This window comes from Brevibacillus sp. NPDC003359, from assembly GCF_042878995.1.
GTDB lineage: Bacteria > Bacillota > Bacilli > Brevibacillales > Brevibacillaceae > Brevibacillus.
The window spans coordinates 1-25,846 of sequence record NZ_JBIAOR010000029.1 but is presented as its reverse complement, the minus strand read 5'-3'; the positions used below and the strand labels follow the sequence as shown (position 1 = coordinate 25,846).

Annotated in this window: 25 protein-coding genes; 20 read left to right on the top strand and 5 right to left on the bottom strand. The window is 47.9% G+C overall.

What is annotated here, in order from left to right; genetic code table 11:
* Positions 1-224: 224 nt before the first annotated feature.
* The 4 genes from ACFYU8_RS30695 to ACFYU8_RS30680 all read left to right on the top strand — a co-directional run bounded on the left by ACFYU8_RS30695 (position 225) and on the right by ACFYU8_RS30680 (position 3,658).
* Positions 225-455 (top strand): hypothetical protein, encoded by a 231-nt coding sequence (locus ACFYU8_RS30695; RefSeq protein ID WP_390306959.1) that lies wholly within the window; start codon positions 225-227, stop codon positions 453-455.
* Between the two features lie 645 nt (positions 456-1,100).
* Positions 1,101-1,781 (top strand): response regulator transcription factor, encoded by a 681-nt coding sequence (locus ACFYU8_RS30690; protein WP_390306961.1) that lies wholly within the window; start codon positions 1,101-1,103, stop codon positions 1,779-1,781.
* Positions 1,778-3,184: a sensor histidine kinase gene (locus tag ACFYU8_RS30685; RefSeq protein WP_390306963.1), complete on the top strand. Its 1,407-nt coding sequence runs from the start codon at positions 1,778-1,780 to the stop codon at positions 3,182-3,184. The genes ACFYU8_RS30690 and ACFYU8_RS30685 overlap by 4 nt, the downstream gene beginning before the upstream one ends.
* 30 nt (positions 3,185-3,214) lie before the next feature.
* On the top strand, positions 3,215-3,658 hold the full coding sequence (locus ACFYU8_RS30680) for a hypothetical protein (RefSeq protein WP_390306965.1): 444 nt from the start codon (positions 3,215-3,217) through the stop codon (positions 3,656-3,658).
* A gap of 42 nt (positions 3,659-3,700) precedes the next feature.
* Here ACFYU8_RS30680 and ACFYU8_RS30675 read toward each other — a convergent pair whose 3' ends face one another.
* The gene (locus ACFYU8_RS30675; RefSeq protein WP_035290894.1) at positions 3,701-4,075 is read right to left on the bottom strand and encodes an ArsR/SmtB family transcription factor; all 375 of its coding nucleotides are present in this window, start codon (positions 4,073-4,075) and stop codon (positions 3,701-3,703) included.
* Between the two features lie 143 nt (positions 4,076-4,218).
* Between ACFYU8_RS30675 and ACFYU8_RS30670 the strand changes: the two genes are divergently transcribed.
* Both ACFYU8_RS30670 and ACFYU8_RS30665 read left to right on the top strand, forming a co-directional pair.
* On the top strand, positions 4,219-4,515 hold the full coding sequence (locus ACFYU8_RS30670; protein ID WP_390306967.1) for a hypothetical protein: 297 nt from the start codon (positions 4,219-4,221) through the stop codon (positions 4,513-4,515).
* 191 nt (positions 4,516-4,706) lie between these two features.
* The gene (locus ACFYU8_RS30665; protein WP_390306969.1) at positions 4,707-6,938 is read left to right on the top strand and encodes a heavy metal translocating P-type ATPase; all 2,232 of its coding nucleotides are present in this window, start codon (positions 4,707-4,709) and stop codon (positions 6,936-6,938) included.
* Positions 6,939-6,991: 53 nt separating this feature from the next.
* Here ACFYU8_RS30665 and ACFYU8_RS30660 read toward each other — a convergent pair whose 3' ends face one another.
* Positions 6,992-8,998 carry an ABC transporter ATP-binding protein gene (locus ACFYU8_RS30660; RefSeq protein ID WP_390306971.1) on the bottom strand — a complete coding sequence of 669 codons (2,007 nt, stop codon included), beginning with the start codon at positions 8,996-8,998 and terminating at the stop codon, positions 6,992-6,994.
* Between the two features lie 445 nt (positions 8,999-9,443).
* On the opposite strand from ACFYU8_RS30660, the gene ACFYU8_RS30655 reads away from it, so the two are divergent.
* The 3 genes from ACFYU8_RS30655 to ACFYU8_RS30645 all read left to right on the top strand — a co-directional run bounded on the left by ACFYU8_RS30655 (position 9,444) and on the right by ACFYU8_RS30645 (position 11,725).
* Positions 9,444-10,052: a polysaccharide deacetylase family protein gene (locus ACFYU8_RS30655; protein ID WP_390306974.1), complete on the top strand. Its 609-nt coding sequence runs from the start codon at positions 9,444-9,446 to the stop codon at positions 10,050-10,052.
* Between the two features lie 115 nt (positions 10,053-10,167).
* Positions 10,168-11,133: a helix-turn-helix transcriptional regulator gene (locus ACFYU8_RS30650; RefSeq protein ID WP_390306976.1), complete on the top strand. Its 966-nt coding sequence runs from the start codon at positions 10,168-10,170 to the stop codon at positions 11,131-11,133.
* 76 nt (positions 11,134-11,209) lie between these two features.
* Positions 11,210-11,725 (top strand): DinB family protein, encoded by a 516-nt coding sequence (locus tag ACFYU8_RS30645; protein WP_390306978.1) that lies wholly within the window; start codon positions 11,210-11,212, stop codon positions 11,723-11,725.
* A 207-nt stretch (positions 11,726-11,932) separates the two neighbouring features.
* Here the strand turns inward: ACFYU8_RS30645 and ACFYU8_RS30640 are convergent, their stop codons facing one another.
* Together ACFYU8_RS30640 and ACFYU8_RS30635 are read right to left on the bottom strand one after the other, a co-directional pair.
* The gene (locus ACFYU8_RS30640; RefSeq protein WP_390306979.1) at positions 11,933-12,946 is read right to left on the bottom strand and encodes an ATP-binding protein; all 1,014 of its coding nucleotides are present in this window, start codon (positions 12,944-12,946) and stop codon (positions 11,933-11,935) included.
* Positions 12,947-12,991: 45 nt separating this feature from the next.
* Positions 12,992-13,198: a response regulator transcription factor gene (locus ACFYU8_RS30635; RefSeq protein ID WP_390306981.1), complete on the bottom strand. Its 207-nt coding sequence runs from the start codon at positions 13,196-13,198 to the stop codon at positions 12,992-12,994.
* A gap of 182 nt (positions 13,199-13,380) precedes the next feature.
* Here ACFYU8_RS30635 and ACFYU8_RS30630 point away from each other — a divergent pair, with 182 nt between their 5' ends.
* The 11 genes from ACFYU8_RS30630 to ACFYU8_RS30580 all read left to right on the top strand — a co-directional run bounded on the left by ACFYU8_RS30630 (position 13,381) and on the right by ACFYU8_RS30580 (position 25,546).
* The gene (locus ACFYU8_RS30630) at positions 13,381-15,030 is read left to right on the top strand and encodes an ABC transporter substrate-binding protein (protein ID WP_390306984.1); all 1,650 of its coding nucleotides are present in this window, start codon (positions 13,381-13,383) and stop codon (positions 15,028-15,030) included.
* 111 nt (positions 15,031-15,141) lie between these two features.
* A complete protein-coding gene (locus ACFYU8_RS30625; RefSeq protein WP_390306986.1) occupies positions 15,142-16,146 on the top strand; it encodes an ABC transporter substrate-binding protein in 1,005 nt (334 codons plus the stop codon).
* Positions 16,147-16,165: 19 nt separating this feature from the next.
* Positions 16,166-17,173 (top strand): FecCD family ABC transporter permease, encoded by a 1,008-nt coding sequence (locus tag ACFYU8_RS30620; RefSeq protein ID WP_390306988.1) that lies wholly within the window; start codon positions 16,166-16,168, stop codon positions 17,171-17,173.
* A complete protein-coding gene (locus ACFYU8_RS30615) occupies positions 17,166-18,185 on the top strand; it encodes a FecCD family ABC transporter permease (RefSeq protein WP_390306990.1) in 1,020 nt (339 codons plus the stop codon). The genes ACFYU8_RS30620 and ACFYU8_RS30615 overlap by 8 nt, the downstream gene beginning before the upstream one ends.
* Before the next feature lie 18 nt (positions 18,186-18,203).
* A complete protein-coding gene (locus tag ACFYU8_RS30610; protein ID WP_390306992.1) occupies positions 18,204-19,535 on the top strand; it encodes an alpha/beta hydrolase-fold protein in 1,332 nt (443 codons plus the stop codon).
* A 277-nt stretch (positions 19,536-19,812) separates the two neighbouring features.
* Positions 19,813-21,039, top strand: coding sequence for an MFS transporter (locus tag ACFYU8_RS30605; protein WP_390306995.1), 1,227 nt, complete (start codon positions 19,813-19,815; stop codon positions 21,037-21,039).
* 31 nt (positions 21,040-21,070) lie between these two features.
* Positions 21,071-21,454: an MmcQ/YjbR family DNA-binding protein gene (locus tag ACFYU8_RS30600; RefSeq protein WP_390306997.1), complete on the top strand. Its 384-nt coding sequence runs from the start codon at positions 21,071-21,073 to the stop codon at positions 21,452-21,454.
* 80 nt (positions 21,455-21,534) lie between these two features.
* A complete protein-coding gene (locus ACFYU8_RS30595; protein ID WP_390306999.1) occupies positions 21,535-22,905 on the top strand; it encodes a sigma-54 interaction domain-containing protein in 1,371 nt (456 codons plus the stop codon).
* Positions 22,906-22,936: 31 nt separating this feature from the next.
* Positions 22,937-23,182: a hypothetical protein gene (locus ACFYU8_RS30590; RefSeq protein ID WP_390307001.1), complete on the top strand. Its 246-nt coding sequence runs from the start codon at positions 22,937-22,939 to the stop codon at positions 23,180-23,182.
* A 128-nt stretch (positions 23,183-23,310) separates the two neighbouring features.
* Entirely contained in the window at positions 23,311-24,693 is a 1,383-nt protein-coding gene (locus ACFYU8_RS30585; RefSeq protein WP_390307003.1) for a GntP family permease, read from the top strand.
* A 67-nt stretch (positions 24,694-24,760) separates the two neighbouring features.
* Positions 24,761-25,546, top strand: coding sequence for a 3-hydroxybutyrate dehydrogenase (locus tag ACFYU8_RS30580; RefSeq protein ID WP_390307005.1), 786 nt, complete (start codon positions 24,761-24,763; stop codon positions 25,544-25,546).
* 105 nt (positions 25,547-25,651) lie between these two features.
* On the opposite strand, the gene ACFYU8_RS30575 is transcribed toward ACFYU8_RS30580, so the two are convergent.
* Positions 25,652-25,846 (bottom strand): hypothetical protein (locus ACFYU8_RS30575; RefSeq protein WP_390307007.1); only part of this gene is annotated, 195 nt, incomplete at its 5' end.

Sequence of the window (25,846 nt, the reverse complement as noted above, 5' to 3'; positions counted from 1 at the left end):
GCAGTCGTTCTGACGTTAAAATTGCGATTGATGAGTTATACAAAAGCGGAAAGCTTAAAAAAATAAATAAACCGAACATTAAAAAAGAGAGTACCTGGACACTAGAAAGATTTACAGGTAAAGAAGAGGATTATGTAGATCAAGATCTTCCCCCTATTACGTAAGAAAAAAGAGAATCAGGAATAATCATTCCTGATTCTCCTTTTTGAAAGAAGGTGATATTTATGAAGAATAAATTAACCGTGTCTTTGGCTGCAACAGCAATAGTTGTGGTGCTAGTATTTGGATTTTTATATGTGGGGACTGGAAACGATTACTATAGAATTTCTGATGGAGCATCCTCAGAACAGATAGAAGCTTTAAAGAGTAATAAAATAGATTATATGATCAAAGAAGATGGGTCTTTATGGATAAGAAGAAGTGATGAATTGAAAGTAGCACAATGCTGTACATAGTATGTTGAGTAACCGAAATGAGAGATGCAACAGCAACCGGATTTATGAACGGTTGCTGTTTTTTCCATCAAAGGCAAACCGTAGCACATCTACGGGTGGAAAGGTGGCGGCAGCCAGGGGAAGATCCAAAGGCGTAGGCATGAAGTGTAGCCAGAGAAATGAGTTGCATCACCATTACTTTGGTGAAAACCGGTTTTTTTATTATTGTGGGGAGTTTGCGGTTTTGTTGTATTCCTCGATCATTTTCTTCGCTTTATTTTGAATAAGTTTATTGCGTTCTGCTTTCCGTTCATTAAAGCTAGGTGAGTTTAACTCTGAAGCAGCTGGAATATCTCCGAAAAAACACTCAAGAGCGGCGGGCTCAGGTGGCTGCCGCTTTTTTGTGTGCGCAAACAGTTGTTTTTCCGGGAAAAGAGTCGGCTTCCCGCAGATTTAATCAGATGTGTAAGAGCCTTCAAGAGCCAGTAGTATTCGTTCATCTCTTGTTCATATTGCTTCTTTACTATTTATCCGCGTAGATAACCCAGTACCGCTGCCTTGCGCAGATGTGAGCCATTGACGATTTGCAGGATGGTAGGCAAGTGAGTATCATTCAAAATAATAAGCAGGAGAACCAGAGAGCGGAGTAACAAGGAGGCCAGCTTGATGAAACTGACGATACTGATTGCGGATGACGATCCACATGTACGTGAGCTATTGCGATTTTATTTAGCAAAAGAGGGGTACCATGTCTTGGCTTGTGTAGATGGAAATGAGGCTTCACAGTTGTTGGAACAGGAATCCGTCCAGCTCGCCATCGTGGATGTGATGATGCCAGGCAAAAACGGCTGGGAGCTGTGCCGAGAGATACGGGAATTTTACGACCTCCCTGTCATCATGCTGACAGCAAAAGGCGAGGTGCGGGATAAGGAAAAGGGCTTTTTGGCGGGGACGGATGATTATTTGACCAAGCCATTTGAGCCTACCGAATTGCTGTATCGCATCAAGGCCTTGCTGCGTCGCTATCAGATGGTCAGCAAGCAAATCATTGTTATGAACGATACCGTCATCGATCGGATCAGTCATGTCGTGAAGGTGAAAGAAGAGTTGATTCATTTACCGTTAAAGGAATTTGAACTGCTTGCCCAACTTGCCAGTTTTCCTGATCGGATTTTTACCCGGGATCAACTGTTAGAGCTTGTGTGGGGCGGCGATACCGAGAGCGATAGTCGTACCATCGACGTGCATATTAAGCGGCTGCGAGAGAAATTTACGGAGAAAACGAATGACTTTGTCATTTCGACCGTTCGGGGCTTAGGCTACAAGCTGGAGGTACGAGGCGCGTGAAATCTCTTTACGTCCGGGTAGTTCTTACCTTCGTCGCAATTGTACTGATCAGTGGCACCCTTGGATTTTTGTTGGCAAATGAGTATTATCAACGAAATCTGCGCGCTTATAATGAACAAAAAATTACGAGCATCGGACAGCAGATGATCGATTTATACGAGCATAAATCTTCGCTCGACCTGCCCGCCTTCATGACCCATGTCGCCAATTTGAATTTTCAGCTGCATCTCGTGGATGAGAATGGCGCAGTAAGCCAATTCGGAGCACCTTTTCGTGATCAGCAGATTGAGCCGGCCATCGTTCAAAAAGTGTTGGCGGGTGAGACATACAGAGGGATCACAGAAGAAAAGCACAGCCTGTTTGTGACCGGTTTTTTTGAGAATACGGTGAAAAACAGCATTGGCTTGCCGCTTACAGCAGAAGGGAAAAAATACGCCCTGTTTGTACGGCCAAATATTGAGCAGCAGTTTGGCGAGGTGCATATTATGTTTGCCTTGCTGCTTGCAGCGATGTTTGTCCTTAGCTTGATTCTGATTTTGATATTTACTCGTTATTTGGTGAAGCCGATCGAGAAGCTGAGCCATGCGACCAAACAATTGGCAGAAGGCCAGTACGACATCCACTTGGACATCTCTCGCCGGGACGAAATCGGTGATTTGGCCATGCATTTTGCCAGGATGACGGAGTCAATCAAGCAACTGGACGAGATGCGTCAAGAGTTTGTCTCCAATGTCTCTCATGAAATCCAGTCTCCATTGACATCGATTCAAGGATTTTCTCAAGCCATCCGCAGCGGTGGTGTGACTCACGAACAGCAGGAGATGTATTTGACCATCATCGAAGAGGAGAGCAGGCGGCTGTCTTCCTTGAGCAAGCAGCTGTTGACACTTGCCTCTCTGGACAAGGAGAAAGGTCTGTACGAACCGACACGTTTTCGTCTGGATGAGCAGATCAGGCAAGTCCTCTTACTTTTGGAGCATCAGTGGCAACAAAAAAAGCTCGCAATGGAGCTGACTTTACCGGAGACCTTTATCGTGGGTGACAAGCAGCTGCTCAATCAAGTATGGATGAACCTGCTTTCCAACAGTATCAAATTCACCCCGACGTCTGGCTCTATTTACATTGCGATAAAAAAAGATACACGAATAGCTGTAACCATTCGGGATACGGGGATTGGCATGTCAGAGGAAGAGCAGGAGCATGTATTTGACCGTTTTTATAAAGGAGACAAGTCACGCAATCGAGAAGCGACAGGAAGCGGTCTCGGTCTTTCCATCGTGCAAAAAATTTTGCAGGTCGCAAAAGGTAGCATTCACATACAAAGCCGTATAGGTGAGGGGACAACTGTCACTGTCAGCCTGCCGACGGGTGAGTATCCTACTGCGAGAACGACAAACGAGTAGATAACGAAGCGAAGCAGAGGAGTGATTTCCATGAAAATCGGCATGCGTGTACTCGCGGCAGTCCTATCCTCTTTCTTTACCGGTCTGTATGCTGCTTGGATCACCTACATCTATCGTGATCCAAGTGCACCGTACGGGTTCGGACAAGAGTATTTGCTGGGTGTGCTCTTGAGCATGGTATTGAACCTGATTGTCTTCGTATGGCTGTCGGTATTCGTGGACTGGCTAGTGAACAGGTCACCATACTTGAACGGGTGGAAAAAATACGCTGTGCGTTTCTGCGGATATGCCGTCATCGGCTATGTGCCTGTGCTTCTGCAATGGCTAATGAGTGTTGATCCGGATGCTTCCTTGTTTTATCCGCAGGCAACGATTTTTGTGTTCGCTTCGATAGGCTACTTCCTTATCTTTCTCGGAATAGAGGCGATCAGGAAGCCGTTTACCCGGAAAACGAGTGTAAATCGCCATGGTTAATCAAATGTTTAACATGCTGGAGAAATAAAAAAGCCCGAGCAATCAGGTAGCTCGGACAATGGTTTTCTGTTCTTTGGCGTGTTCAATCCCCGCAGATATGAGATGGCGTACATGGTCATCATCCAACGAGTAAAAAACGAGCTTTCCTTCTTTGCGATACTTGGCCAGTCCCATGTTGCGCAAAAGCCGCAGATGGTGGGAGGTGTTAGCGATCGAGCTTCCGATGATGGCAGCCACATCACAGACACAGAGCTCGTCTTCCATCGAGAGGATGTGAATGATTTTGGCGCGGGTGTCGTCGGCCAACGCCTTGAAGATTTTTGCTACCCCTTCTGATTCTGTGGCGAACGGCTTTAACCGATTTACTTTTTCCTCATCAAAACATTGGATTTCACAGATGTCATCCACTGTAACCATCACCTCATGCTCTACAATGTCCTACTATTATAGACATTCGCGGAGAAAGTGAAAAGGAAAAACAACATTTTCATGGCAGTGTAGTGTCCCTCCCTGTTTTCGTGTAAGATGAACATGATCCAATGAAATGGGGAGAGAATACCATGAGTGCGCAACCAAAGTGCCCGAAGTGCCGGTCTGCAAAAATCGATTTGACGGAATCGATTAATAAGCCATTATACATAACCATTTATGTCGCGGTTTTGGCAGTGCTTGCCTTGATCGGCATTTCGGTGAAAGGGACACCTGTTATCTTTTTGTTCCTCGGACTGTCAGGGGCATTTATCCTGTTTGCCGTTCGTCTTGCCTTAGAAAAGCGTAAAGTAATCAAGTGCATCTGTCTGGACTGTGGTGAGCGTTGGCAGACCACCCCAACACCAGTAGAAGCCCGTACCAAGTAACAAGACTCCTAGTAATAGGGGTCTTTTTCTCTATTTTCGATATGTAAAAAAAATGGGCGAAATATTCAAATCAATTCTTGAACGATCCAGAAGGATGCGATAATATAATAATTAAATGTTTGTTTGAATGTTTGTGGATTGATTTCATTCGAAGCTGGGCAAAATAGATGCTTGGAAAAAGGTGAAAACAGATGGCAGAAGAACGAAAAAAAGAAGAATGTTGCAGTGGGCATCAATGCGGCAGTGAACATAAGCATGCTGGAAAAATTCTCACGGTTCTCGAGCCTGCGGCTGCGGCAACAGAAGGCGCGGGTATTCTTTCTTCACAGGCTGTTGTTTATCGCGTTACAGGTATGGATTGCAGTTCGTGCGCCAAATCGCTGGAAAAGCATATGCAGACGTTGCCTGCCGTAAAAGAGGTAAACGTGAACTTTTCCACGGGTAAAATGCAACTCGTCGCGGATGGGTTGGGAGAAGATGCGGTGGTCAAGGAAGTCGGGAAGGCTGGCTACAGTGCCATGCTGCTTACGAGACGCACGGCCAAAGCCATTCCGAAAACGGATCAAGCAGGGACGGCACTGACGACGATTTCCGGTGTACTGTTGGCTCTCGGTTTTCTAGGTTCCTTATCGCCTAGCATATCACCCTTGGTCGTTACTGTGCTCTATGCGTTGTCGATCATAAGTGGCGGCTACCGACCTGCACGCAGTGCTTTTTACGCGATGAAAAGCGGTTCACTGGATATGAACGTATTGATGTCTGTTGCGGCTGTAGGAGCAGCGTTAATTGGTGAGTGGCTGGAGGGCGCGACGGTTGTCTGGCTCTTTTCCATCGGAAACTTGTTGCAGACCAAGTCGATTGAAAAAACGCGCGACTCCATACGCAATCTGATGGATTTGGCTCCGCCCGAGGCGTGGGTCAAGGTAGGGGAGTCTCTTACCCGCAAGCCAGTAGAGGACATCACTGTCGGCCAAGTCATCGTAGTGAAGCCGGGAGAGAAAATCCCGCTGGATGGTGTGGTTGTTCACGGGACATCGAGCGTCAATCAGGCCCCGATTACAGGTGAATCGATTCCCGTAGATAAGCTGGTCGGCGACAGTGTTTTTGCAGGGAGCGTCAACGAAAGCGGCGCGGTGGAGATCAAGGTAACAAAGCTGGTGGAGGATACGGCGATTGCCAGAATCATTCATCTCGTAGAGGAAGCGCAGGAGAAAAAAGCGCCTACTCAGGCATTTGTTGATAAATTCGCTGCGATCTACACGCCAATCGTGCTCGTGCTTGCTTTGCTCGTGATTGTATTCCCGCCATTACTCGGACTCGGTACATGGGGAGAATGGTTTTACAGAGGACTTGAGCTGCTGGTTGTTGCTTGCCCGTGCGCGCTGGTCATTTCCACGCCAGTTGCGATTGTGTCCGCGATTGGGAACGCAGCGAGAAACGGCGTCCTGATCAAGGGCGGTACGTTTTTGGAAAAGGCAGGAGCGATCACCGCGATTGCCTTCGATAAAACGGGCACATTGACGGAAGGGAAACCACAGGTTGCAGCAGTTATCGAGATGGAGGGAAGCGAGGACGAAGTAGTGTCTATCGCCAGAACGATTGAAGAGCGTTCTTCCCATCCGATTGCGCAAGCGATTCTCACCTATGCCAAACAAAAGCAGGTTGTTTCCCAGAGCGGGCAAGATTTCAAGGCGATCGTCGGAAAAGGGGCGAGCGCTGTCATCGGAACCGAAACATTCTATGCAGGGAAGCCCGCCTTGTTTCAAGAGCTGGGGGTCGATCTGTCGGCATGGCAAACGCAGATCGAGTCGCTGCAAACTGAAGGAAATACGCTGGTGGTCATCGGTACCTCAACGAAATTGATCGGGATGATTGCTGTTGCTGACACCATTCGTGAGATTACAGTTAGTGCCATTGGCAAGCTCAAGGCCGCAGGAATCGAAGACATCGTGATGCTGACCGGGGACAATGCGGGTACGGCGAAAAAAGTAGCGAGTCAGACGGGTGTGAATCGTTATTTTGCAGAGCTGTTGCCACAAGATAAGGTAGAGGCGGTTAAGAAACTCCAACAAGAAGGCAAGGTCGTCGCCATGGTGGGTGACGGGATCAACGATGCGCCTGCTCTCGCATCAGCTGACTTGGGTATTGCCATGGGTGGAGCAGGCACCGATACGGCAATGGAAACCGCTGATATCGTGTTGATGGCCGACAATCTCGAAAAGCTGCCGCACACGATGAAGGTCAGCAGAAAAGCGCTCACCATTATCAAGCAAAACATCTGGTTTTCGATCATCGTGAAGCTGGTTGCACTCGTGTTGATATTCCCAGGCTATCTAACCTTGTGGCTGGCGGTGCTCAGTGATACTGGAGCCGCATTGCTGGTCATCTTAAACAGCATGAGACTCTTACGAACGAAGGACTAAATAAAAAAGGGAGATGAGCTGTCGAAGCTCTCTCCCTTTTCTTATTTATGGTTTTACACCAAAACGCCGCCGCCGTATCTTTCGAATTCTTTCTGGGTGCAAGCGACAAAGTGACCGCGCTCAATTTCACGCAAGACGCGTTCTTCCCCTTGATCTCGCAAATATTCCTGATCATCGAAAACGATGCGCTTACGGTTGCGCTCATAATCAGGGTCTGGCAAAGGAATTGCCGAGAGCAACGATTTGGTGTACGGATGAATCGGATTCTCGTACAGGCGATTACTTTCTGCCAGCTCTACAATTCGTCCGCGGTACATGACACCAATGCGGTCACTGATGTATTTGACCATGGACAGGTCATGGGCGATGAACAGATAGGTCAGGCCTTTTTCCTTTTGCAGGCGCTTGAGCAGATTAATAACCTGCGCCTGAATGGACACGTCGAGCGCAGAGATCGGTTCATCGGCAATGATGAATTCCGGATCAACAGCCAATGCCCTTGCAATCCCGATCCGTTGGCGTTGTCCGCCGCTGAACTCATGCGGGTAACGGTTTGCGTGCTCACGGTTGAGGCCAACGGTTTCCAACAGCTCGTGTACCTTAGCAATGCGTGCTTCCTTGTTCGCCAGACGATGAATGTCCAGACCTTCTGCAATAATATCCGATACGGTCAGACGTGGATTCAACGACGAGTACGGGTCTTGGAAGATCATTTGAATTTTGCGGTTGAGCCATTTCTTTTCTTCGAGCGTTTTCTTACCGTGTACACTTTTCCCATCGAACAAGACCTCTCCGCCAGTTGCATCGTATAGGCGAAGGATGGTTCGTCCTGTAGTGGATTTACCGCAACCGGATTCACCCACAAGACCAAAGATTTCCCCTTTGTAGATGTCAAAGGTGATGCCATCTACAGCTTTCAGCGTATGACCATTCCCGAGGTCGAAATGCTGTTTCAAATCTTTGACTTCAACTAGCTTCTCACGGTTCTCGTAGTTGAAGGTTTTTTTGGTGCTTACCGGAGCATCAGCGGCAGCATCATCAGTATTCACCTTTCGTCTCACAGCGGAAGCAGGAGGCTTAATGTCCGGTGCCATTTCGTGCAAGAGCCATGTTGCCGCATAGTGCGTATCGGAGATTTTGAACATCGGTGGTTCATATTCCAGGTCGACCTTCAACGCAAATGGGTTACGAGCTGCGAAGGCGTCACCTACAGGTGGCTTGAACATGTCAGGCGGCGATCCAGGAATGGACATGAGCTCGTCGTCGCTAGCATCGAGGCTAGGCATGGAACCTAACAGACCCCATGTATACGGGTGCTTAGGATCGTAGAAAATTTCATCGACTTTACCGATTTCCACAATTTTACCTGCATACATAACCGCTACACGGTCTGCCATGTTAGCCACGACACCGAGGTCATGCGTAATGAAGATGATCGAGGTACCCATCTTCTTTTGCAGTTCCTTCAGCAGCTCCAAAATTTGCGCTTGAATCGATACGTCCAAAGCAGTTGTCGGCTCATCGGCGATGATGATTTTTGGATTGCAGGCCAGTGCGATAGCAATAACGATCCGTTGGCGCATCCCACCGGAAAATTGGTGCGGGTATTGATCGACACGTTCTTTGGCAAACGGAATCCCTACCATTTCCAACAGCTCAATAGCACGGCTGCGCGCTTCTGCACGGTTCAGCTTTTGGTGCTTGATGAAGCTCTCCATGATTTGGTTACCGACGGTCATTGTCGGATTAAGCGAGGTCATCGGGTCTTGGAAGATCATCGAGATATCGCGACCGCGAACATCCTGCATTTCTTTTTCGGAAAGCGTAACCAAATCTCTTCCCTCAAACAGAACTTGTCCTTTTGGAATGCGTCCAGGAGGAGAAGGGATGAGGCGCATAAGTGCTTGTGAGGTTACGGATTTACCGGAACCAGATTCACCAACAATCGCCAGTGTTTCTCCTTTTTCCAGATCGAAGGAGACGCCCCGTACTGCTTTGACTTCACCTGCATACGTATCGAATGACACGTGCAAATCTTTTACTTCTAACACTTTTCCCATACAATCCTCCCTTTCGAGCATGCTTTGTCGTGATTAACCCTCCATGTATATCCAACAATCTCTCTAATAGAGGTAGTTCAAAAAGTCGACTTTTGGTCACGAAGTAGGTTTTGATGGCTATAGCGACATCGAAAGAGGCGTTCACCTTCAAAGTCCGGCGCTCATGTAGATCCCCTACACTCCGCTCGTCCTTTTTAGGTTCTCGCCACTTTCTCGGTGCTGAAAAGTCGTCTTTTTGAATACGCACTAGTATAAATTTTTACGAAAATGAAAATCATTATCATCATTATACTATATTCATTTAAGAGTTGTTAAAAAAAATTTTGTAAGTTACATACTCAAACAGAAAGCCCAGACTAGGGGCTTTTTTAGCGTTACCAAATGATTGCCCAGTCATACTATGCATCAATGCATCAGAATACTGGCTTATACGGAGGTAACGCTTGTGAACGAGCTCAAAAAGTCGAAGGAAATCGCACTCACTTTTGATGATGGACCGGATCAATTGTGGACGCCTCGTGTGTTAGACATATTGGCCCACTATCAGGTGAAGGCAACATTCTTTTGTGTTGGACAAATGGTGAAGTACAACCCTAGAATATTGGAGCGGATCGTAAAGGAAGGACACATGGTAGGAAACCATAGTTGGGACCACCCTGACTTTACGAAAATACCGCTCTTGGCTGTTCATGAGCAGGTAGAACGTACCTCAGATCAGATTAAAAAGGTTGTAGGTGTGAGACCCCGGATAGTTCGGCCGCCATATGGAGCAGTGAATGAGGATGTCATCCAGCTGCTTGCGGCGAATGACTACGAAATGATTTTGTGGGATGTAGATAGTTGGGATTGGAAAGGTCTCACCGGTCCACAGGTCGCGAGAAACATCTTGGGACATGTCACTCCAGGCGCAGTCGTGCTTCAACATTCCGCTGGCGGTACGAAAGATACGCTTAAGGGGAGTATGGACGCCTTGCCCTATGTCATTGAGGTGTTAAGTGAGCAGAAATATACCTTTTCAACCATTTCCGCCATGTTCCAACTGGCAGCTTATTGAGAAAGGACCTGTCCTGTCGAGAAAAGGAGAGGGGGCAGATAGAGGAAATGGGTTGAAATCTATTGTATGTAATTATTAGAATCAGAAGATATTTTTCAGGGGAGCGAATCAGTAGATGTCCAAAGCCGATAATATGCTCTCCATTCTGTGGCTGTTGAAGACCGGCAAGCGAATGACAGCCAAGCAGTTGGCAGAGATTCTCGAGATTAATATTCGCACCGTTTATCGCTATATCGATTCACTGTGTGCAAGCGGCGTACCCATCATTTCCGATGCCGGACACAATGGTGGCTACAGTTTACTTCAACATTTCAATGAAGCTCCTTTGTTTTTCGACCTCGACGAGCAAAAAGCCCTGATTCATGCAGCAGCTTTTGCTCAAGAGGCCGGGTATCCCTTCGGAGCAGATTTACAGCGGGCCATTTCCAAGCTAAAACGTTATACAAATGAAGAGCAGCGTGATGCAATTGACCGACATAGTATAGGTTTCGAGGTGATCCAGCCTCCTGTTGACCCCTCCCTCGAATCTACCTTACAGGAACTGGAGGTGTCTGTTGCCAATGGGCACACTCTCTCGATGGTGTATCAGAAAGCCTACCAGACAACGAGACAAAAGCGTCATATCGATCCATACGGGCTCGTTTATTGGAAGGGGAAGTGGTATATCGTTGCCTATTGTCATCTGCGCAGTACCATTCGCAGCTTTCGTGTAGATCGTGTCCATGAGATCCAACGTACAGAAGCCAGCTTTCAACGCCCTCTTGAATTTTCTGCGCGCCATTTTTTTCTCTCGAATTTACTACCGGAAACAGACAAACAGGGCAACACCATTTTGCTCAAGGTCAAAGGAAGGCCACAGGCACTCGCTGATTTATGCGGGCATTGGTACCTCGGACATACTGTGATCGAGCGCAGCGAGGCACAAGTGATCCTTCACTTAGATGAACAAATGGCTCATTCGATCCTTCCTCTTTATCTTTTGCCATTCGGAAAATCGATACAAATTGAAGAGCCAGCCTATGTAAAAGAGCGATTGGCTGCCATCGCTGCCGATTTATTTCATTTTTATCAGTCGACTTGATTTCACTGACCGCTATTGTCAGTAGAGTTGATTTATATTGGAAAGCAAAGAAGAGATGAATGGAGGCAGCTTGAATATGAAACATGAAGCATTGCGTTTGTACGAATATCATGTATGGGCAAACGAAAAAGTATTCGCGCGGTTGCAAGAGGTACCAGAGGGAGTGAGTGAGCAGGAGGTTCAGAGCGTGTTTCCAACCATCACCCAGACGTTGGCTCACATTCTCAAGACGGATTATGTTTGGTTGTTGGCCATGAAGGGGGAGAGCTACGAAGAGGTAGGACCAAAAGTAGGAGTTCTCTTGCAGGAATTAAAAGGGAAGAATGTACACGAGCTGCGAAAATTGTTCGCCGAATCAGCCCAGCAGTTCAGAGATTTCTTCGGGCAAATCTCGATGGAAGATACCTCGGCCTATACGCACCCAGCATTGGGCACCGTTCATGCTCGCTATGCCGACATCGTCCAACACGTCGCCAACCACGGAACCTATCACCGAGGCAATATCTCCGCCATGCTCAGACAACTGGGTCACCCGGGAGCCTCCTCCGATTACATTTTTTATTTATTCGAAACCTCCGCGGTAGAACAATAGAAAAAAACAAGCAGCTTGTAAGAGGGAACAGGAGAAAACAGCGCCTTTAAGCGTCCACCTCTGAGATACTTCCTGGTTGGACCACTTTGGACGCGGTTTCGCTTTTTGCATGGGGTCGGGCAGTCAATCCCCCAGCGGGTGTTCCAAGAAGCCGAGCGTTTTCTCCTGTTCCCTCTCCTCCACTACAGCCACGAATACTGCTTGTTTTTAAGGATTCATTGTCCGAGTAATCCGCCCTTCGACCCCGTTCCAGAACTGACTAATGTTCGGTTTGGCGTCTCCGATGATACTTTCACCAGGCTTGCCGGACTCAAAGATTACGTCCTTGTTTTTGGCGACCTCGCTCAAGTAATCCCTGACGATCTGTCCTGTTTTCGTAGCATCATATTTCTTGGCGAAGTTCTGATACTCTTCTTTGACGGATGGGAGTAGCTTCATTGTTGCTTCGTCAATGGCATCGTAACGGTAATCGGACAAGAATGTTTTGACATAGTCGATATAGAGTGTACGGAGCTTCACTGCACGTGGGCTGCTACGGTAGTTGACCAAATACTCTTCGACTTCAACCATTCTAGGTCCGAGCTCGGACCGCGTGATTTGCAACCCGCGGTCCCCCAAATACGGTTTGCCCGTTTCCGTTTCTTGAATGGAGAAGTAGTCTAGCCCTTCTTCACCGAGTGAAGCGGCATATTTTTGAAGCGCTTTGTAATCCACTTGCCAGTAGAAGGACATGTCGTTCGTTGCTTTTAAGACGAGTCCGCCCTCTGTTTGATTGAGGAGCCATTGCTTGAAGCTGTCATCGCCTTCTAGCTTGTTGAAATCGTATGGGTATTGCAATGCATATAGTTTATCCGCATTTCCCGGCTGGGCGAGAAGTGCCTTGAAGTTATCGTTTATCGTAGGCAAATGTTTTTCATAGTACTGCTCAAGTGCAAAAAATAATTGATCGGCGGTTTTCGTGTCCGTTTTCGCCAGATGCTGATCCAAAAAGGCAGTTAGCTCATTCGCTTCCTTGGCTTGCGCAGCGAGTACGGTGAACTGCTTGAGCAAATCATCCGCTGGCTTTTCGCCTTTTGCTGCATCAGCAGGAGGCTTCCCTGTGTTGTCGGTTGCAGGTGGGGCAGGGTCTTTTACCGTCAGTTCATCAGGGGCAGAGGTGCACCCTGTCACAAAAGTAATCGCGACGAGGCTAGAGACAAAAGGTAGAACATATCGTTTCATTTCTTCATTTTCACTCCGTTATGTTGAATGGTTTCAGTTGATAAATCATCGTAAATACTTGAGCGTCTTGCGTCCAGCGCTGTCCATCGGGCGACCAGGAAAGCTGCTGCAATAGGCGTCCTTTGACACTTTTCGCAAAGCCTCCTCGCCGTCTGCTACTGTTTCTACTTGGAATCCCTCGCGCACAAGCGCATAAGCAATCGCACTCACGATTGTCTGCTCGTCGTCCGCGACGACAATCTTGCATTCCACGGACACTCCCTCCCGTCGTTCCCCTTCTATTGGTACGTACCATACCACGTTAAAGTTATCCGTTCAAATCGATCAAATATTCCCGATAGGAAGCAAGCGTCACTTTTGGTATACTTTCTCTATTGGATGATAATGAGAATTATTATCAATAATTACATAGAGGATCGGGCAGAGGTGAGAACATGAACGAAACACAAGCCTTGGTTCAACATTTTACCGAGAAGACCATGGGAGAAGCCATTTTTAAGCTGCGTGACATTACATGGCTCAAAGCACAAGGACATGACCGACTACGCCAGCAATTTACCCATTCGCATATTTTGCTGGTCGTAACCGGGGGACGCGGACGCCTGCGGCTGGAGAACGAGGAGTACCAATTGCGGCAGGACGCGATTTACGTATGTCCACCTATGCTTACGTTTGGCATCGTCCCTGATTCGGCTGATCATTTGGAGATGTACATGCTTCGTTTTGATGTCTTTATGGAAACGAGAGACAGACATCGGCGTTTCCAAGCCCTTCGGGAAAAGCACCTGTTTCCTTTTCGGGGAGAGATATCTGTGCAATCGGCAGGGCAACTTCCTGTCTATTGTGATCTGATCCAGAATCTATGGAAGCAGGAGACGGCGCTCGATCGTTTCCGCGGCCAACACACTTTTCAAGAGCTATGGTACCACATCGTCAAGCATGCACACTTTTCAGCCACAGATTCTGGAATGGCACTGGAGCGGGCACGCGCCCATATGGAAGAGCATTACTCGGAAAATGTGACGATTGAACAGCTGGCTCGCATTGCAGAGGTGAGTCCCAAATATTTCGTTGATCTGTACAAAAAAACGTATGGGATCTCAGCTATGGACTATTTGGCAGAGCTTCGCATCAGCCGGGCGAAGCAGATGATGGTGCAGTCGCATGCCAAGCTGCGAGATATCGCTCATCAAGTGGGCTACAACGACGAATTTTACTTTAGTCGAAAATTCAAGAAAGCTGTCGGAGTTTCACCCACTCTCTATATGAAAAGTCGCCAACGAAAAATTGCAGCCTATGGCTCGACCATCATAGGGAATTTGCTGGCTTTGAAAATGATTCCTTACGCGGCGCCACTGCACCCTAAATGGACGGCTTACTATCATCACACTTATCGAAACGACATCCCGGTACATCTGAGTGCGTTTCGGATTAACCAGAATTGGAAAGCCAACATCGAATTGCTTCACGATGCCAAGCCGGACGTCATCATAGGCTTGGATGAGACGAGTTTGCAGGAACAGAAGCAACTGAACGAGATTGCGCCCACCTTGTATGTCCCCTTTGAAGAGCAGGGATGGAAAGAACAACTACAGCTCATGGCAGATTTTTTGGGTGAGTCCGTGGAAGCCCAACATTGGCTTTGCGAGTATGAGAAAAAGGTGGAGAGGGCACGGGCAAAGCTTCAACACGTTCTGGGCGAAGAAACGGTGCTCATCGTGCGGGTTTTGAAAAACCAGCTCTATGTCCACTGCAATCGCAGTATGAATGAAGTGTTTTATCAGGACCTGCAAGTTAATCCCGTCTTTGACTCGCAACAGAGGGTATACGATCAGCTCGTGACCGTAGGGGAATTGGTTGCGCTCAAGCCGGATCGTTTGCTGCTGCTGGTTTGCCAAGAGGCTGAAACACTGGAATGCTTCCAAGCATTGAAAGCATCTGGTCCATGGCAAGAGATCGAAGCTGTTCGCAACAATCGGGCGCATGTCATTACGTCCGACCCTTGGCGGGAATACTCGGCAACGGCTCACGAACGGATCGTAGAAGAGAGCGTGAAATTATTATCAGGAGATCGTCCATCTTAATTCTGGATTTCGTCCATGGTCGGGCAAGAGTGGATGTTTTATAATCACGAATGATAATCGTTATCACTTATACGGAGTGAAACTTACATTTGTGAGAGGGGTCTTTCCAGAATGAAAAAGATATACCTAGGCTTGAGCATTGCAGCGCTGACATTGGCTCTGACAGCGTGCGGCGGAGGAAAAGAGGCAGCGACTAACACGACTGCACCTACTGCGGCACCTGCGACAACAGCTACAGCTGAAAAGCCGGCCGATGAAGCCAATAAAGCTGAGACACGCACGATTAAATATTTAGATAAAGAATACACCGTCCCTAGCAAAACAGAGAGGATCGCCATTGTAGGCAGCATGGAGTCCATGGAAGATTCGCTGGTACTGAACGTGAAACCGGTAGGAGCGATTTCAGTAGGCGGTAAATTCCCAGAGATGTTTGCACCGATTACGGGCGAAGCCACATCCATCGGGGAAAAAATCCAACCGAACCTGGAAACCATCCTGTCCTTGAAGCCTGATGTCATTCTGGGAAGCAGTAAATTCCCGCCCGAGATGGCTGAGAAATTGAACAAAATTGCGCCTACCTTCCCTGTGTCCCACATTTCGACCAACTGGGAAGCGAATCTGCAATTGCTGGGTGAGTTGACTGGCAAACAAGCGGAAGCCGAAAAAGCGCTCCAAGCGTATAAAGCAGAGGCAGAAGCAACCAAAGCAAAATGGGGCGAGAGCTTGAAAGATAAAAAAGTACTCGTGATTCGTGTGCGCCAAGGAAATATCAACATCTATCCAGAGAAGGTGTTCTTCAACCCAGCTCTGTACGCAGACCTTGGTTTGACTGCACCTGAAGAAGTAAAAGCGGCGAAGGCACAAGAAATTATCTCCATGGAGAAATTCAGCCAGATCAACCCGGACTACCTGTTCATCCAATTCTCTCCAGACGAGAATAAAGACAAACCGAACGTATTGGAAGATTTGCAGAACAACCCGATTTGGAAGAGCGTGAATGCAGTGAAAAACGGCAAGGTATACGTAAACGTAGTCGATCCTCTCGCACAAGGCGGTACTGCTTGGAGTAAAACACAATTCCTGAAGGCGGCTGTTGAAAAATTGTCTGCCAAGTAAAAGTGGGCGAGGGTAGGCTATGCAATCCAAAAAAGCAACTTCCATGATCATACTAGCTGTTTCGCCATTGGTGATTCTGCTTACAATCTTGCTCTCCATTCATTACGGAGCCAAGTCGATTGATGCCGGAACCATTTATCAAGCTCTCTTTGCCTTTGATGAAGGGAACGTGGATCATCAAATTGTGATGCACTCTCGCTTGCCGCGAGCTTTGGGCGCACTCATGATCGGAGCATTTCTGGCGATATCAGGAGCTTTGATGCAGGGGATGACGAGGAATTACCTCGCGTCCCCCTCTATTATGGGTGTGTCTGACGGTTCGGTCTTCGCGGTAACGCTGTGTATGGTGTTCATTCCTTCTGCTACGAGCATCACGATGATTTCCATGTCCTTGGTCGGATCAGCACTCGCGGTCGCGATGGTTCTCGCCTTTTCTCGACTTTTGCCGAATGGGTTGACACCAGTGGGTATGGCGGTCATCGGTACAATTACGGGAACCTTTCTGAGTAGTATCTCGGCTGCGATTTCTACCTATTTTCAAGTCTCGCAAAACGTCAGCTTCTGGTACAATGCGAGATTGCATCTTTTGGAGCCGGGGCTGGTCAAGCTTGCTGTTCCTTTTGCCATCGTGGGTATTGTTCTCGCACTTCTTTTGTCCAAATCGATTACGATCTTGTCCTTGGGTGAAGAAGTTTCTCGTGGTCTCGGACAGAGAACAGTGATGGTCAAAGTGCTGGCAACGACTGCTGTTGTCATACTTACAGGTATTTCCGTTGCATTGGCTGGAAAAATCGCCTTTGTCGGGCTGATTATTCCGCACATTACCCGCTTTTTGGTGGGTCTTGATTACCGGTGGATCATTCCGTGTGCAGGATTACTGGGAGGCATTTTCCTGGCATTGTCTGACGTTCTTAGCCGCTTCCTAAACAGTCCGTTTGAGACCCCAATCGGTGTGGTGACGGCGTTTATTGGCGTTCCGTTCTTCCTCTATTTGATCTACAAGAGAGGAGGGGGAAAGCATGCCTAATCGAAAAGGCAAATTTCGTTTGCTCTTGCTCGTCAACCTCGCCTTGATTTTCATCGCGATTTACATCAGCTTGACCAATGGTGCTTTTGATATGACTGTCTTGGATGTCATCCGTACGTTTTTACGTATTGATCTTGTAGCGGCACACGACTTGGTTATTTTCGATTTTCGCCTGCCGCGGATTGTTATTGCGGCATTGGTCGGCTTTGGCTTGGGGGTCGCTGGTACCGTTATTCAGGGAATCACTCGCAATGGGTTGGCTGATCCGGGGATTTTGGGCATTAATGCGGGAGCGGGAGCCGCTATCGTCGCCTTTATGTTTTTCTTCGGTGGACAATTTATGGATGCGAGCTGGTATTCCATCATGGCCATGCCTTTGTTCGGTTTGACAGGTGGATTGCTCGCGGCTGGATTGATTTATCTGTTTGCTTGGCGCAACGGAGCGCTTGACCCCCAACGTCTGATTCTGGTGGGGATCGCAATTGGCTCTGGATTAGGTGCCGTGGCGCTATATCTCTCGTTAAAAATGAATCCCAACGATTTTGAAATGGCGACCGTATGGCTCTCCGGAAGTATTTGGAGTGCCAATTGGACGCATATTGCCGGGATGCTGCCATGGCTTGTCATACTCATTCCCGTTTTGATGCGCAAGGGGCATATTCTCGATTTGCTTCAGTTGAGCGAGGAGTCCGTCAAGAATCTGGGTGTTTCGGTGGAAAAGGAGCGCAATATTCTCCTGCTGTCGAGTATCGGGATCGTGAGCGCGTGCGTTTCTGTTTCCGGGGGCATCGGATTTGTTGGTTTGATGGCGCCGCATATCGCGAAGCGTTTGACGGGAATCCAGCACCGTTATGTTCTTCCCTTGTCAGGAACAATCGGGATGCTGATGGTCGTGGCGGCTGACTTTCTGGCCAAAACGGTGTTCACTCCAATTGAGCTGCCAGTAGGTATTGTCATTTCAATCATTGGTGTGCCGTATTTCTTCTATCTGCTGAGCAGAGGAAAAAAATAATGAGGGGATGTGCAAATAGTGAAGGGACAATTGTTAGCAGACGTATGCCATCACCGAGCACTGCTCGTATATTTGCCGCCATCCTATGAAAAGAGTGCGTCCCGTTTTCCGGTCATGTATGTCCATGATGGCGGAGACTTGTTTGATCCCGCGTTTAGTACTGCGCTAGAAGTGATTGAGGACAGGTTTGCAGAAGGGAAGATTCCCGAGCTTATTCTCGTCGGCATTCAACCCGGAAACCGCAGGGATGACTATACGCCCTGGTTTTCCAAAGCGATCTCGCCTGAGCGCAATGTTGATTTTGGTGGGAAGGGCGACGCATATCTTTCCTACGTCGCCCATGAATGCAAAGCGTATATCGACGGAAAGTACAGGACTGACTCAAGACCGGAGAAGACAGGCATCATCGGTTTTTCCCTAGGTGGCTTGATTTCGATGTACGCAGCTCACCAATATCCGGACGTCTTTACGAAAATCGGCAGCATCTCGGGATCGTATTGGTATGACGGAATAGTTCCGTTTATGCGGGAAAAGAAAATGTATCATCCTGGGCTGCGCATCTACATGGATGTTGGCAGTAAGGAAGGTGCCAAAAAGCAAAACGTCCAGAAACAAATGGTCCCGCTGACAAAAGAAGTGCATGCAATCTTGGCAGATAGCGGCTTCACAGCAGATCAGCTAGTCTTGCTCATTGACGTAGGGGCAGATCATTTGAGCGCATGTGCAAACGCCAGGTTTCCAGGGGCGTTGCAATGGCTCTGGAACGAGAAGGAGGAGACAGAAATGGAACTGGCCAAATTGATTAGAGAGCGTCGTTCGATTCATCGCTTTACAGATCGTGAGGTAGACCCTGCGCTGGTTACAGAGCTGATGGATACAGCGGTGTGGGCGCCGAATTACCACATGACACAGCCGTGGCGCTTTATTGTGACATATGGGGAAGGCAAGAGAAGAATCGCGGAGGCCGTGCGGATCATGAAGGAAAAGCGTGAGATTGATCCTGCGAAAAAGAAAGAAGTCGGCGAGAAGTTTTACAATAAAATCATGGCGATTCCTATGCTGATGACGGTCATTATGGAAGAAAGCCCGAACCTGATTACGCGTCAAGACGATTTCGCTTCGACCAGCATTGTCATTCATAACTTTAGCTTGCTGGCGTGGGAAAAAGGCATCGGTCTGACATGGGAGACATACCCGTGGATACACGAGCCGGAATTCCGCGAAGCGATGGGCATTCGACCAGGCGAAAAAGTGTTGGGGAACCTGCACATCGGTTATCCAGCCGCGATTCCTGGCGCGCAGCCGCGTATTCCAGCAGCTGAACGCATCACACTCGTCGACAAAGCGTAGGACAAGATCAAGCGAATTTTTCTTGTCATAGGCTTACTTTTTGTGGTACCCTTGGGTTATTCTACAAGAAAGGGTGACCATTAAGCCAATGATCTGCTAACTCCTATTTCCACAAAACCAATCGGATAAAACGATGCGTTTTTGGATAGGGGTAGTATGTGCATATTGGCGAATAGATGGTAGATCCTTTTTAGACTCATCAAAGGGTTTCTATGTCTTTTTGACGATAGTACGCAATGCCTCCTGTCCAGATCGCAATGGATAAGGAGGCTTTTTTATGTCAAATGTTTTGAAAAACCGCTATGTCAGGGCTATTTTGTTATCAGCATTTCTGCTGCAAATCGGAGTATGGGTGCGCAACATGGCGATTCTGCTCTTTGTGATGGATCATACAGGAGGCGATCCGTTCGCAGTTTCCATGATTTCTGTGGCGGAGTATGCACCAATCTTTCTGTTTTCCTTTCTTGCTGGTACGTTTGCTGATCGCTGGCAACCGAGAAAAACGATGGTCTGGTGTGAGGTGCTCAGTGCTCTATCGGTTGTCGGAGTGCTGCTTACCTTCGTTTACGGCTCGTGGAAGGCCATCTTTTTTGCCACACTCATTTCAGCCATTCTCTCTCAGTTTTCTCAACCGTCCGGAATGAAGTTGTTCAAGCTGCATGTACCTGGTGAACAACTTCAGGTAGGAATGTCAGCGTATCAGACTATTTTCGCGATCTTCATGGTATTTGGTCCGATTGTCGGTACGTTTGTGTTCCAGCAATGGGGGATGGAGGTTGCTATGGTCATCACTGCGGTTGCATTTCTCTCTGCGGCCGGCGTCCTGTATTTGTTGCCGCCAGATCGTGTCGAGAAAGAAGAACAGCAAGAAACGGCACTGCTTGGGGAGATGGTCAGCGGGATTCGTTATGTGTTCTCCAGTCGCGTATTGTCAATGCTTGGCTTTTGCTTTTTGGCTGTGGGTTTCTCATTGGGAATGATTCAACCGCTTGGGATTTTTATCGTGACCGAACAACTGCAATTGCCAAAAGAAAGCTTGCAATGGTTAATTACCGCCCAAGGTGTGGGGATGATTGCTGGAGGGGCCATGACGATGGCAGCTGCCAAAACGATTCCACCGCAAAAGTTATTGGTCATGGGACTTCTTGGAAATGCGGTCGCAGTAGCGATTTGCGGGATGTCCACGAATCTGTGGCTGACGCTTGTTGCCCAGTTCATTGCGGGATTGCTCTTACCCTCCATTCAAATTGGGATCAATACCATGCTGCTTAAAAATACCGAGAGTACCTTTATCGGTCGGGTGAATGGAATACTGACCCCATTGTTTACAGGCTCCATGGTCGTCATGATGAGTATTACGGGGGTATTAAAGCTACATCTTCCGCTCGCAGTCATATACGGGATCGCTGCATTCCTGATGATCATTGGTCTCAGCTTTATTTTGCCGCTTTATCGTATGAGGGAAGGAAACGTGGTGCAAAGTACAGAACAGACTGGTATATGAGCGTTTGGAAGCAAAGGGAGGCTTGGACCAGATGGTGCACGAACAGATTTCTTCTATAGAAGGTTTGAAGATGGTAGCTACTGTTCGCGAGCTGGCGATGCGGTTGCCAGAAGTAACGGAGCAGGTAGACGCTTTTGGACATACATCGTTTCGCGTGAACGACAAGCCGTTTGTTATCATGGGAGAGGGGGGCACTGATGGCCCCTCCCTTTCTGTAAAGGTACTGAAAACGACCCAAGAGTTTTTGCTAACGCAGGCGTATTTTTACAAGACGCCTTATATCGGTCATCACGGCTGGGTCTCCATCCTTGCCAAAAACGTGACTAGCTATAACGACATGGAGGATTACATACGAGAAGGCTATATGTGCGCGGCTCCCAAACGATTGGTCAAACAATTACACCACCTCCCCTAATCGTTCCTGTATAATTTTGGAATAACGAGTAATGAGCGAACGTTCGACACAGCAGCATTCAGACAAAGGGGGAGCCGGTTTTGGATTGGAATCTCCAGCAGATGAGCAAATTGCTTGAGGTCGTTTTTGAAAATGCCCATGAACCGATGATCGTGACGGATAAGGATGGCAAAATACTCTTATTCAATCGGAGCTATCGGGAATTTCTCAATGTACAGGACGTTATTGGACAGCCTGTGACAGAGGTGATCGAAAATACGCGGATGCATATTGTCGGACAAGCAGGTGTAGCCGAGATTGCCGATATCCAGCAAATAAAAGGACAGAATATGATCGCACATCGCATCCCGATCATGGATGAAGGCAAAGTGATTGCCGTGATGGGAACGGTGCTGTTCCAGGATGTACAGGAGCTGACTGCCTTGGCTGCTATGGTTGATCAGCTGAAGGATGAGCTGACCTATTATAAGAAAGAGTTGCGGCGGCGGATGGGGGCTACCTATCATTTTGATCAAATCGTCGGGTACAGCCAGAAGCTGCAGGAGCTTAAGAAATTTTCTCAGAAAGTTGCGAAAAGCGATTCGACTGTGCTCATCACAGGTGAAAGCGGGACGGGCAAAGAGCTGTTTGCTCACGCCATTCATGCCGAGAGCAAGCGCAAAATGGGTCCCTTCATTCGGGTAAATTGTGCCGCTATTCCGGATTCTTTGCTGGAATCAGAGCTGTTTGGCTATGAAGAAGGTGCGTTTACCGGAGCTGTTCGCCGCGGAAAAAAAGGAAAGTTCGAGCTGGCCAACCACGGAACCATTTTGTTGGATGAGATCGGGGACATGCCGTTGCCGCTGCAAGCCAAGCTGTTGCGCGTGCTGCAGGAAAAGGAAGTCGAACGGGTAGGTGCTGTACGGACGACGCCAATTGATGTGCGGGTGATCGCTTCCACGAATTCGGACATGCTTCAAAACATCAAGGAAGGGAAGTTTCGGGCGGATCTCTATTATCGGTTGAATGTCGTGTCACTCTCGATCCCTCCGTTGCGCGAGCGTCTGGAGGATTTGCCGGAGCTGGTTTCGAATCTGCTCAAACAGCTTGGCAAGTCCACTGGTGTTACGGTTAGGGCCATTGATGAAGAGGTATGGAACGTACTTCGGGGTTACTCCTGGCCAGGCAATGTACGGGAACTGAAAAACGTGCTGGAACGAGCCCTTCATCTAATCGAAGACGATGTCCTGAAAAAGGAGCATATTTGGCTGCCTGTTTTTGACGAAGTGGCGCTCGGGTCCTTGCCGGTTTCAGCTCATGCCGTTCGACCATTGAAACAAGTCATGGGAGAGGTTGAGCAGGAAGCACTTCACCAGGCGATGCAGCAAGCAGGAGGGAACAAGCTTGCTGCCGCCAAGCTGTTGCAAATCAGCAAGTCCAGCTTTTACGAAAAGTGGGAGAAGTATCAGTAGTACGAGGCACGTATAAGTCGGGGATGTGGCGTTGAGCCAGGTTCGCGGCTTTTTTCATTGGAAGGAACAACGTTTTGGTAGATTCCGGTTTTCTGGAATAGAGCAAGATGACATCCTGCTTAAACCTAATGCTCTTCTTGAGCAGATACCCGATAAAGGTGGGGTGATTTTTGCTAGATTCCATAAAACCGGACAGAAACTTCCGGGAATCCGGAAAATTTGCAAACGCTATCATCTGCTTACCAACAGTCTAGGCACGATGAACGGGTATGGTTGAACGATTTTTCTGCAATCGGCTGGAGTTGGCATGGTCTATGCAACTGGGTTAAACGCGAAAGCGTTTTCTCCAAGTGAATACACAGAATTTCCTCTGTAAGCGGAGGAGAAAATCGAAAGGAGAATTATATGATCATCGAAGTGTTATCCATCTTGATTTCGCTCGGTCTCCTGATGTTTTTTGCGTATCGGGGCTATCCTGTTATCGTATTTGCCCCTATTTTTACGCTGCTGGCTGTTGTTCTTTCCGGGATATCTCTGCTGCCGAGCTACACCGAAACCTTTATGACGAATGCAGCAAACTATGTGAAATCATTCTTCCCTATTTTCTTACTGGGTGCCATTTTCGGAAAAGTCATGGAGTTGAGCGGGGCTGCCTCGTCCATTGCCCACACGATTGTGAAGGCACTCGGCTCTAATCGTGCGATCTTGGCTGTCGTTCTGGCTTGTTCGATTTTGACGTATGGCGGGGTTTCCCTGTTTGTTGTGGCATTTGCGGTGTATCCGTTTGCCGCTGCGATTTTCCGTGAAGCAAATATTCCGAAGCGTCTCATTCCAGGAACGATAGCGCTCGGGGCTTTTACGTATACGATGGACGCATTGCCAGGTACACCACAAATTCAAAACATCATTCCTACGACTTATTTCGGTACGGATGCTTATGCTGCACCTGTTCTTGGAACGATCGGCGCCATTATGGTTTTCATTGGCGGGATGCTATGGCTGGAGCGCAGACGCAAGCAAGCGGTCGCTGCTGGGGAAGGCTACGGCGAGGGACACACGAATGAGCCAGAGTTGATCAAAAATGAATCCTACATGAACATCTGGGTCGCGATTCTTCCGTTGGCATTGGTGCTCGTGGGTAACTATTTGTTCAGCAGAGGGATTTGGACAGTAGAGACGTGGTACGATCCGGCGATCCTCAAAGAATCATTTAAGATTGAGAAAGTGAAAAACGTTGTCTCTTCTTGGTCACTGATTATTTCGCTCTGTCTCGGAATTATTGCCGCAATTTTAATCAATGTGAAGCAAGTCAAAAACAAGCTGGCGAGTGGTTTGACGGCAGCCGCGATGGGCTCTCTCTTGGCGATCTTCAATACTGCTTCTGAAGTTGGGTTCGGAAACGTTGTGAAAACATTGCCGGGCTTCAAGCTCATCCAAGGTTGGATTATGGGAGCAAGTGATCATCCGTTGGTTTCTGAGGCACTGGCTGTAAACGTACTGGCAGGTGTGACAGGTTCAGCGTCGGGCGGTATGTCGATCGCGTTGGAGGTTATGAGCAAGCAATACCTAGAGATGGCAAATGCTGCGGGAATCAGCCCTGAGTTGCTGCACCGTATTGCCTCGATGTCTTCTGGTGGTATGGACACATTGCCGCACAACGGAGCGGTCATTACACTGCTCGCGATTACTGGTTTGACTCATCGTCAATCGTACAAAGACATTTTCGCGATCACGGTTTTGAAAACAGCTGTCGTGTTCATTCTGGCATTCGCCGTGTCCATTTTCTAATTTTTCAACAGAGATCAGTGAGTTTATAGAAAGAGAAAAAGTGGAACAGGAGAGGAGATAGTAGGGTATGGAGAAGTTGTTGGGGCAGCAAGTAGCAGTAGTAACTGGGGCTGCGAGCGGGATTGGATTGGAGATTGCGCTGACTTTTGCCGAGGAAGGGGCGAAAGTCGTCATACTGGACTTGAATGGGGAAGCAGCGGAAGCAGCTGCCGCCCAATTGCAGAAGGAAGGTCACGAAGCAATCAGCTTTGGTTGTAATGTCACCGACGAGGAACAAATGAAGGAGTGCATCCAGCAGACAGTCAAGATTTTTGGCAGACTCGATATCTTAGTGAATAATGCTGGATTGCAATTTGTCTCTCCAATAGAAGAGTTTCCGACTGCAAAATTTGAACAAATGCTCAGTATTATGCTGACAGCGCCTTTTGTTGCGATTAAACACGCGTTTCCCATTATGAAGCAACAAGGTTATGGCCGTATCATCAATATGGCTTCGATCAACGGCTTGATTGGCTTTGCGGGGAAGGCGGCGTACAACAGTGCCAAACACGGAGTCATCGGGCTCACCAAGGTTGCAGCCCTGGAAGGCGCAGCGGCTGGTATTACGGTAAATGCCATTTGTCCGGGATATGTCGATACACCGTTGGTACAAAACCAATTAGCGGATTTGGCTAAGACAAGAAATGTGCCGCTGGAAAAGGTGATGGAAGAAGTCATCTACCCGCTGGTGCCGCAGAAGCGACTGCTCCAAGTAAAGGAAGTAGCGAACTACGTTGCCTTTTTAGCTAGCAAGAAAGCGGCAGGAGTCACGGGTCAGGCTGTCGTTATCGATGGCGGGTATACAGCACAGTAAGCCTGTTAAAGTCCCTATTTATATAGGGGCTTTTTTATTTTCTCTATCTTTTTTTAAAAACTAGTAAAAAAGGTATTGTATTCTCTTTTTACATGTGATAGATTATTACTTGTCGCCAACAACGACGACAAAATACGAGAAAAGAAAACGAGATTCGATAAAAAACTTCTTGACTCGCAAATAACGAACGTGATAAGATACGAAGCGTTCGACAAAAAATGCTCTTTGAAAACTGAACAGCGAAAGCGTTAATGAGTCTATCATTAAATGATTTGCCAGCTTTGAACCAGTAACAAACTT